Annotated in this window: 3 protein-coding genes and 1 pseudogene; all 4 read right to left on the bottom strand. The window is 61.5% G+C overall.

Annotation, left to right across the window (positions count from 1 at the left end; genetic code table 11):
* Window positions 1-226 (bottom strand): annotated as a pseudogene (locus NMG80_RS37690) (hypothetical protein); the annotation flags it as partial.
* Window positions 227-425: 199 nt separating this feature from the next.
* A complete protein-coding gene (locus NMG80_RS01140) occupies window positions 426-581 on the bottom strand; it encodes a hypothetical protein (protein WP_254016427.1) in 156 nt (51 codons plus the stop codon).
* 8 nt (window positions 582-589) lie between these two features.
* Window positions 590-1,183, bottom strand: a complete 594-nt coding sequence (locus NMG80_RS01135; RefSeq protein ID WP_254016426.1) for a Pycsar system effector family protein — start codon at window positions 1,181-1,183, stop codon at window positions 590-592.
* 13 nt (window positions 1,184-1,196) lie between these two features.
* On the bottom strand, window positions 1,197-3,947 hold a 2,751-nt coding region (locus tag NMG80_RS01130; RefSeq protein WP_254016425.1), incomplete at its 5' end, for an efflux RND transporter permease subunit.

The following is a 3,947-nucleotide window of genomic DNA, read 5'->3' as shown; positions in this document are numbered from 1 at the left end:
CGGGGTCATCCAGGCGTTCCTGAACCACGCCGTCCGCATAGGCTTTCGATGCCTGGTCGATGAATTCGCCGAACAGCCGCTCGCGACGCGAGCCTTCCTGTCCAAGCCGCTGGGCATGGTTCTGATGATTCTGGGTGAGCCAGGTCGTGGCGACGGATGCCAAGGCGCCGATGGCAGAACCGGCAAGCGCCGAGAAGGCAGAGATGGTCGCTGGGTCCATAGTCATGGGGCTATTCTTGAATTTTCCGGTCGGGCGCTGTCGTCGCGGAGGATTTGATGTTCGCCGAGGCCTCACGGTGGCGGACAAGGAGGTCGGCCAACGCTAGGGGAAAAGCGTTTTGGTGTGCGACTCGCATTTGCCCGCCTCGCCGCCATTCCCATTGGCCTCGTCACTGGGACCGGCCACGTTGAATGGTTCACCCTGGTCAAACATTTGCATGAACGAGAATTGCATAGATCGTCGTGGCGCCGATTCCGACCGTGAGGAGGCCGACTGCTGCTTGAAGACAGTGGCTCATCCCGGTGAGCAAACGCGCCGAGGCCACGAGCGGCGGCATCATGCTCTCGTTCAAATTTGCCATGTTCCTCATCAGGCGAGCGCGAAACTTCGAAGAAACTGCTCGCCTCCCAGCACGATGAAAGACACGACCGTCATCATCAGGCCGCGTTGGAAGCGCGCCTGCTTTATGATCCTGACGCGTGATGTTTTCAGCAACTCGGTGGCCAAAACCGAGGTCCAGTCCGACCTCAAGGCCTGGTGCATCAGGTCACGGACATCAGCAAAGTAGCTGGGGTCGACATAGTACACCGGTAGGGCCTTGGAACCATGAGACGTCTTGCCATTGAATTCCCTATCCGCGCGTGTCCGGCTCGGATAGAGCACCTGGCCGAACTGAAGAATCGGCATGATGACGATCCCCCAAACGACCGCATAGAACAGCGGCCCGATCGGCGCATGCGTCGGCAAAAGATCGCCGAAGCGCAGCACGAGGTTGAGGGCGAGGATGTAACCCACGCCAACGATTTGCGCCTTGTTGTCGTAGGAACGCGCCACAGTTTGTGCTTCCTGAAGCGCGGCGAGGAGCATCTTGTCGGCATACTCGCGTGTAATCTCGCCTGGTCCGGCATACATGCCGGCATCCGATCTCAGAAAGCGGTCGACAAGAGAGGAGGTTTCCGGCATGGCAAGCCCTTTCTCAATGCTGGGGGGCGAGAATGGGCATTGCCGGAACGCCAGGCGCTGCTGCCGGTTCATACTTTTCCCGAATGCCGTTGACAGCGACATAAAGAGCCGGGAGGAAGACGAGCGTCAGTACAGTCGCGACGGCGAGCCCGCCGACAATGGCGTAGGCCATCGGCCCCCAGAACACGTCGTGCATGATCGGGATCATGCCAAGGATGGCTGCAGCCGCGGTCAGCATGATCGGCCGGAACCTGTGCGTGGTCGCGTCGATCACCGCCTTCCAGGGATCGATGCCACGCGCCCGCTCATGCTCGATTTGATCGACGAGGATCACGGAGTTGCGGATGATCATCCCTGCAAGCGCGATGATCCCGAGGATGGCGATGAAGCCCATAGGCGTACTCGTGGTCAGCAGCGCGATTGCGACCCCGATGAGACCGAGCGGCGCTACGCTGATCACCATCGCCATCTGGCGGAAGCTGCCGAGCTGAACGATGAGTACGGTCAGCATCAACGTGATCATCAGCGGAAACTGGGCCAGCAGAGCGGCGTTGCTTTGGCCGCTCTTCTCGACCGTGCCGCCGGTTTCTAGCAGAGTGCCGGCCGGCAGCGACTTGGTGTACTCTTCGATCGCGTCTGCGAGTCGCTCGTGAACGGAGGCGGGCTGAAGCTCCGGCAGTGGTTCCGCCTGGACTGTGATGGTGGGCAGGCGGCCACGACGCCAGACATAGCCCTCGTCAAGATCATACTGGAACTCGGCAACCTCGCGCAGGGGCATCGAGGCGCCTGTCGGAGTGGGGATCTGGAGATTGCGTAAGGCCTCGACGCTTGAGCGCTCGCTGTTCTCGGCCCGGGCCACGACATCGACCAGATAGATCGAGTCGCGAAGCTGAGTGACCGTCGAGCCGGTGAGCACGCGGTCGAGCGCCTGGGCGAGCTGTTCGGAGCTTAGGCCAGCCTGACGCACGCGATCCTGATCGACCACGATGCGCAGTTCCTTGTTCTTCTCAGCCCAGTCGTAGTTGACGTTGCGCACGAGTCCGGATGACCGCAGTATCGTAGCGAGTTCCTCCGCGTGCTCCCTCGCTTCGTCGGTCGTCGGCGCGCTCACCCGGTATTGCACCGGCCAGCCGACCGGTGGCCCGAGTTCCAGGCGCGAGATGCGGGCCCTCGCGTTCGGGAAGCTGTCGGCAAACAGCGTCTCGAGCTTCGCCTGAACACGGTCCCGCGCCTCGAGGTCCTTCGCCACCACCACGGTCTCCGCCATGAAGTCGTTGTCGAGCTGGACGTCGAGCGGCAGGTAGAAGCGGATGGCGCCACCGCCCACATAAGAAGAGAAGCCGGCGATGTCGGGGTCGCTGGCAAGCGTCTCTTCCAGCCGCTTCGTCTCCGTTTCGGTCGCCGCGATCGAGGCATTCTTCGGCAGCGTCATCGTTACCACAAGCTCGGGCCGGTTCGACGCCGGGAAGAACTGCTGCTGCACGAAACCCATGCCGTAGAGGGAGGCACCGAAGGCGGCAAGCGAGGCGGCGATGGTAAGCCAGCGGTGCCGCATGCTGAAGCCGAGCAAGCCAATGAAAGCGCGCATGAAGCGGCCCGGCCCATGAGTGCCATGCGCCTTCATGTGAGAAGGCAGCAAGGACAGCCCGATTACCGGCGCGAAGATCACGGCCACGAACCAGGAGGCCACGAGCGCAACCGCAATGACGGCAAACAGCGAGAACGTATACTGTCCGGTGTTGTTGTCGGCGAAACCTATTGGCAGGAAGCCGAGGATCGTGATCAGAGTTCCCGATAACATGGGGAAGGCGGTAGAAGTATAGGCGAATGTAGCCGCCTTAACTTTTTCCATGCCTTCCTCGATCTTCGAAATCATCATTTCGATGGTGATCATCGCATCATCGACCAGTAGGCCGAGCGCGATGATGAGCGCGCCGAGCGAGATGCGCTGCAGGCTGATGCTCATCGCATCCATGGCGATAAAGACGATGGCGAGCACCAGCGGGATCGACAAGGCGACCACGAGCCCGGCCCTGAAGCCGAGGCTGAGGAAGCTGACAGCGAGCACGATGACGATCGCCTCGAACAGCGCCTTGGTGAATTCACCGATGGCTTCGCGCACGACCTCGGGCTGGTCCGAAACCAGGTCGAGCTCAATGCCGACGGGGAAGCGCTGCATCAGGCGCCCGGCCGCCTCGTGCAGGCCTTCGCCAAAGTCCAGGTTGTTGCCGCCCTCGCGCATGTTCACGCCGATACCGATGGCCGGCTTGCCGTTGACGCGGAACATCTTCGTCGGCGGGTCACTGTAGCCGCGCTGAACCTTGGCGATGTCGGTGAGTTTGTAGAAGCGCCCATCGATCCAGAGATTGAGGCCGGCTACGCTCTCGGGCTTCAGGAGGGAGCCGGTAACGTCGACAAGCATGTTCTCGTGCGGCGTGTTGATGACGCCGGAGGGCACAACCGCGTTCTGCCGCGCGATCGCCGTCAGCACTTCGTCGAGGCTGAGCTTAAGATTGGCGAGCTTCTGGGGTGAGAAGCTGAGATAGACCTTTTCGTCCTGGTCGCCAAAAATCTCGACCTTGCCGACATCGGACGAACGCAGGAACTCGGTCCGCGCCGTCTCGGCGAAGTCGCGCGCCTCGCGAGGCGTAAAGCCGTCGAAGGTGATCCCGTAGATGATGCCGAAAACGTCGCCAAACTCGTCGTTGAAGAAGGGGCCGACCACGCCAGGGGGAAGCGTCGCCTGGACGTCACTGACCTTCTT

Origin of the sequence: Mesorhizobium escarrei (genome assembly GCF_935825525.1) — a bacterium.
GTDB classification, from domain to species: Bacteria; Pseudomonadota; Alphaproteobacteria; order Rhizobiales; family Rhizobiaceae; genus Mesorhizobium; species Mesorhizobium escarrei.
The sequence above is the reverse complement of the archived record's forward strand: the minus strand, read 5'-3'. Positions and strand labels throughout refer to the sequence as shown.